This is a genomic window from uncultured Thermosynechococcus sp., assembly GCF_938074695.1.
Lineage (GTDB): Bacteria > Cyanobacteriota > Cyanobacteriia > Thermosynechococcales > Thermosynechococcaceae > Thermosynechococcus.
In genome coordinates this window covers 1-5,738 of record NZ_CALJEM010000061.1, presented here as the reverse complement: position 1 = coordinate 5,738, position 5,738 = coordinate 1, and the positions used below count along the sequence as shown (strand labels likewise).

Here is a 5,738-nt window from a genome sequence, read left to right as displayed (position 1 = left end):
TCTTGCCAGTCGCGGGGATGATCACATTGGTGACAGAGCAGCAATCCCCAAAGCCGCGCTTCCACCACAATGGGGACGACTAAATTGGCCTTGATTTGATAGTGCGCTAGCAGGTCACGATAGCAGGGGTCAACAGCCGCTGTGTCTAAGTTGTTCACTACGTGGATGCGGCCCCGCCTATAGGCTTCAAAATACTGTTCTGTAAAGCAGGAGTCCCCCACCACATCCCCCAAAGCCGACAACCAGGGAGGAACCACAGCTTCGACCTCTATAATGCCCCGCCAGTCATCCAGGAAGCGATAGATGAGGACGCGATCGCACCCCAGGAGTTGGCGCACATCCTTGACGGCAGTTTCGAGAATTGTGCTCAGATCAAGGGATTGGTGAATGTGCTGGGTAATCTGCACAAGCAGGCGATCGTATTGGGCGTGGCGCAGCAGTTGTTGTTCCACTTGGTGGCGATCGATAGCATGGCGGAAACTGCGCGCCAGTAGGTTGGGGGTTAGTTCCTCAATAGTTAAATAGTCCTGAGCACCACTGTGGAGAATCTGCGTGGCCAAATCGGGGCGATCGCCAAGATCAATCACAACTAGGGGCAAGTGTGGATAACGTTGCCGGAGTGTTTGTACTTGTTTAAGGACATGCTCCCCCTGAGCAATGAGAACCAGCAGATGAGGTTTAGCCTGAGCAACCACACCAGGGGTTAAGTGAGGATATAAACAGGTGTGAACTTGGTAGGAAACGTAATCAACCTTTGCCAGATAGGGATACAAAATTTCAGCCGATTGGGGGATGTTTTCAATGATCAATAAGTTGAGCAAAGATACCGAAGAGGTGGATGACGAAGAAAGGCATGGCAGCCGGCCTAAGTTCGTTTGCGGTATGTCCAGTAGCTCCTGGGGATCATCGTTCATCCCAGGAAACACCGTTACTTTTTTGAGCATTTTTGATGATTTATTCAACAGGACTTCTACTATAGTGAGCTAATAAAACATTTTGATTTTGGGCGAGTATTCATTTTTTCTTTCTAAATCCATCATAACGACTGAGGGAGATCACTGTGGGAATGAAATGAATAGGAAGCACGAAAAAGTTGCCGTACAGCGGTATTTTGGATTATCAATAAACAAGAGAAAAATAATAGACTTTTATCTATGATGAAGCAAATAAATAGGCTGAGCCGCGTCAAAAGCGGCTCTATATCCATCAAAAGACTAGAGGAAAACTGTGGCCAAAGCTAGAATCGAGCACCAATACCTAGGCGAGCCAAAGGATAGCCAGCACTGGAAAAGCTAGCCCTTACATCAATTTAATTTGTTAATTTGAGTTGAAAGAACCAGTAGGATTTCCACAATCGTTTGTTGTCTGTCCTAGGGCAGTGTTGGCAAGTAGTAAGAGTTGGCTGGCCATAGCAACCATAAGAGCCAGTAGGGGATGGAGAGCACGTTTCATGGTATGATATTGGACTTTCTAAAAAACTGCCAATCGCCCTAGCAATTCTAGCAACCCAACGGTAGTCAATCAAGGAGATTTATTAGAACTTTAGGGGGGCACCGCAGTGACGACAATAGGGTAAGTGGCGATAGGTGGGCTGCTGACAGTTGGGACAGGGCATCCACTGCAAATAACCACAGTGGGGACAGTACCGATCAAGCTCCCGCAGTCGTTTGCCACAGCGGACACAGCGTTGCTTTTGAATCCGCACTGCTGCCTGTCGTTGTGGATTGAGGAAAAGGGCTTGGGCAGCTTTGATCAGGCCAAAACCCACTGCTGGAATCAGCAGGATATAGACATAGCGCACCAAAAAGGCTAGGCCGCCAAAGAGGGCAAGAATCGTACTGGAGAGCCATGCCAACAGTGCTCCCACCTGTAACAGCTCAAAGATTTTCAGTACCAAGGGAATCAAGAAGATCACCAGTAGGTGCCAACTCATGAGAGCCAGCAGACCATGGCGGTGGCGATCGCCCCAGCGATGTACCCACAGCGCAACCCCAATCGGCGGCAGTAAAAAGAGAGCTTGCAAGAGAAATTGCAGACTGGGATACCAAAACTGCGAGCGCTGATATTGCCGCTCAAGTTGGGCAAAGGTGGTCTCTTCCCCCAGAAACCGGAGGAAGGCTTGGCTATTGGCTTCCTGGAGAATGGCCCGCTCAAGGGCGGCAATCTCCTTGTTGAGAGCAGCAATCTGGCGGTTATTGGCCTCCAAGGTGGCTTTAGCCTGGGCTGCCCCTACTAAGTTGATGGATTGATCTGGGGGCTGTCCTGCGAGCTGCTCCAACAAGGCCGAGTCGTACTCTTGGCGAATGCGGGCATTGGTGGCTTCCAGGGCTTGAATTTGAGAGTATTTTTCCTGTCGCTGCTTGAGGCGTTGCCGATTGATGGGGCGGTTGACGGCATCCTGATACTTTGCATAGGTCAGGCAAATGGGCGAGATGCTTCCCAATCTGCCTTTGCTGCTCTCCTGAAGGTGCTCCACAGCCCTCTGGGGTAAAGGATCAAGACTAATCTGCTGTTCTAAAAAACGAATCTCGCGATCGCTCCTTGTATCTTGGCGATAAGCTTGCCAGGGGGCGTAACAGGGCTGGGCTTGACTGGGACTCAAGGGCCAATTGCTAATCTCGTTGAGGCCATTAAAAACATTGATGAGGATAAAGACATCCACCAAGATAATGACAATGAGACTGACCCGATTCAGGGGTTCCCCATTGACAAGGCGCGATCGCCGCCAAAATGCTCGCCACCCTTGCCTGAGCCGTCGCATTACAGTCACGGCAGTGTAAACCCAAAGGCAAGTTTGACCCGCTCTAAGGTGGCATTGGCGACACTCGCGGCCTGCTCTTGACCTTTTTTCAGCAGATTCTTGAGGTAGCTGGGATCCGCCATAATCTCGTTGTACCGCCGCTGAATCGGCTCCAAGGTCGCAATCACCGCATCTGTGAGGAGGGGCTTAAACTGTCCCCAGCCCATTTCGGCGCATTCTGCTGCCACTGCCTCCTTAGTTTTGCCTGTGAGCAGTTGGTAGAGAGTGAGTAGGTTATTGGCCTCCGGGCGATTGGGGTCATCAAAGGTCAAACCCCGAATAGAATCCGTTTTGCAGCGCTTGATCTTCTTGCGGATTTCATCGGGGGAGTCCAACAGGTTGATGCGACTAAATTCTGAAGGGTCAGACTTTGACATTTTCTTGGTGCCGTCGGTTAGACTCATCACCCGCGCCCCTTCTTTGGCAATTAAAGGTTCGGGTAGCTTGAAAATCGGCGGTTGATTGCGAGCAAAGAGATGGTTCACCCGCGCTGCAATATCGCGGGTCAGTTCCAAGTGCTGCTTTTGATCTTCGCCCACAGGAACCAAGTCGGCATCGTAAAGCAAAATATCGGCGGCCATGAGCACAGGATAGTCCAGTAGTCCCACGGCCACGTTTTCTCCCTGTTTGACGGCCTTTTCCTTGAATTGGATCATGTCCTCCAGCCAGTTGAGGGGAGTCACGCAGTTCAGGAGCCAAGTGAGTTCAGCGTGGGCACTGACGTGGGATTGGACAAAAATGGTGGCGTGAGTGGGATCAATCCCACAGGCCAAGTACAGCGCCGCAACAGTATAGGTGTTGGCAGCAAGTTCCGCTGGATTGTGGGGCACGGTGATGGCGTGTAGATCCACCACACAAAAGTAGTTTTCGTAGTCGGCTTGGCGCGCGACCCATTGGCGAATTGCCCCTAGGTAGTTCCCTAGATGGAGATGGCCGGTGGGCTGTACGCCCGATAGTACTCGCTTTTTGGTCACGTTCCTTGGATCCGTGGTGTTGGGGGAGAGCTAATTTTTCCATTATCGCCCAAGGTGGAAGTGTCCTGGGCAGGCAATTTGGCCTTGGCCGCCAGTTCCTCCAAGCGACTTTTGAGGGCTTGATTTTCTTTGCGCAGTTCTTCGAGGGTACTTTCCAAAGTTTTCAGGCGATCGCCCGCGCTTAAATTCTTTTGCACCTGGGCAAGGGCTTCGTCCACAGCCCGCTTAATGCGGCCATCGGTGGTGCGATCGCCCACCTGCTGCAGAATGCCTATCACCCGGGGATGGTCAATTTGTCGCAATGCCTCAACAACGGCCAGCTGGGTAAAGAAAAAGGTCTCATGGCTAAGTTGGGCTAGTCGCTCTAGGATTTGTTGCAGTTGGGGATGGTGGCGATCGCCTAGGGTGCCCAGGGTACGAATGGCGGCCAAGCGCAGGGGTTGGGGAACCTCCGCAGCGGTATAGTGCAAAACTAAATTGACTGCTTCAGGCATGTCCTTGAGCTGACCCACGCCGGCGATCGCCCCACAGCGCACCACCTCGTTCCAGCCCTGGCGGGTTTCTAGAGCCTTGCGCAGCCGTTTGAGCACTTTTTCGGGCTTGGGTTTGGGTTGCGGTTTGGCAGCGGCAATCACCCCTATCCCCTTGAGGGCTGCCGCTTCAACGCTGTAACTGGGGTCGCCGTGCTTGGCAATGGGCTTAAGAAGTTCGTAGGCCTTGGCAGACTTAAACTCGGCAATGGCTTCCACCGCAGCAGCGCGAACATGGGGGTGCTCATCGGCAAGTGCCAACTGTAGCGCCTGTAAGCTTTGCTCCAGTTGAACGGTGCCCAGCACCTTGGCAATCTCGCGCCGTACCCCCCAGAAGGGTTCCCGTTGCAGTGCCTCCTCAAGGGCTTGGACAGCCTGTAAATTCCCTTTTTTGCCCAGGGCAATGGCCGCCTGAATGCGGCCGAGCACATCGGGATCGTACCGGAGTTGGGCTTTTAGCTCCGGTAGGGGGTACTCCAGCGTCACCGTTTTCAGCGTGTGGTTGCCGGCATCAAAACTCACAAAGGCGGGCTGCTGGGGCAGTGGCAGATAGAAGGTGTGCTCGGCTTCATGAATGCGCAGGGGGATGGTTTTGACTGAGACCTGTCCCTGCTCATCTACGGTGCCGATGCCAACGGGAATCCGCAGATCAAAGAGATTGCGCTCTAGGGGGGTGACCCCTTCGGTGACCTGCTGTTGCTTGACGGTGAGCACGGCCAATTGATCGGCAGCTTCCCAGCGATAGCTGACATGAAAGTCGGGATGCCCACCGCGGAAAACATATTGGTCAAAGAGGGGAAGCAAATTGCGGCCGGTGGCAGTTTCAATGGCCCGCAGGAGATCCACTGTTTCCACCGCTTGGTGGGCGTAGGTCTGGACAAAGGTTTGAATGGCTTTCCAAAAGAGCTGCTCGCCAAGTTCTTGGCGGATCATGTGATACACGCAGGCCCCCTTTTCATAGAGGTGGCGATCGTAGAGTTCAATGGCGTCGCGATAGATATGGGTCACAATGGGGCGACGGTAGCGATCGCTATCCTCACTGAGGTAGTTGCGCAATTCCCCAAGGCGATAGTAGGCGGCAAAATCAGCGCCGTATTCTTCTTCAAACCAGAGCACTTCAGCATAGGAGGCCATGCCTTCTTTGATCCACGCATGGGACCAGTGTTTGATCACCACCAAGTCGCCAAACCACTGGTGCGCCAATTCATGGGCAACGAGACTTTCACTGCGAAAATCCTCAGCGGCTGCCCGCTCATCCAATAGACAGCGATCGGTGAGCAGCGTGGTCGAGGTATTTTCCATGCCGCCAAAGATAAAATCGGCAACACAAACTTGGGCATACTTCGGATAGGGGTAGGGATAGCCATAGATGCGACTAAAAAAGTCCATCATCCTTGGCGTTTTGCCCAGGGTACGGCGGGCATCAGCCGCGCG

At 52.9% G+C, this 5,738-nt stretch carries 4 protein-coding genes; all 4 read right to left on the bottom strand.

The genetic code is table 11. The features are described from left to right. Positions 1-821: GAF domain-containing protein (locus Q0683_RS09105; protein WP_298977384.1), on the bottom strand; the 821-nt coding region annotated here is incomplete at its 3' end. A gap of 713 nt (positions 822-1,534) precedes the next feature. Next, entirely contained in the window at positions 1,535-2,761 is a 1,227-nt protein-coding gene (locus Q0683_RS09100) for a zinc ribbon domain-containing protein (protein WP_298977383.1), read from the bottom strand. Between the two features lie 5 nt (positions 2,762-2,766). Next, the gene (gene trpS / locus Q0683_RS09095) at positions 2,767-3,774 is read right to left on the bottom strand and encodes a tryptophan--tRNA ligase (protein ID WP_298977381.1); all 1,008 of its coding nucleotides are present in this window, start codon (positions 3,772-3,774) and stop codon (positions 2,767-2,769) included. Continuing rightward, positions 3,771-5,738: M1 family metallopeptidase (locus Q0683_RS09090; RefSeq protein ID WP_298611235.1), on the bottom strand; the 1,968-nt coding region annotated here is incomplete at its 5' end. The genes Q0683_RS09090 and trpS, both read right to left, overlap by 4 nt.

Excerpts from the sequence above, each read along its gene's own strand:
- Q0683_RS09100 (WP_298977383.1), bottom strand. The coding sequence starts at position 2,761 with ATGCGACGGCTCAGGCAAGGGTGGCGAGCATTTTGGCGGCGATCGCGC.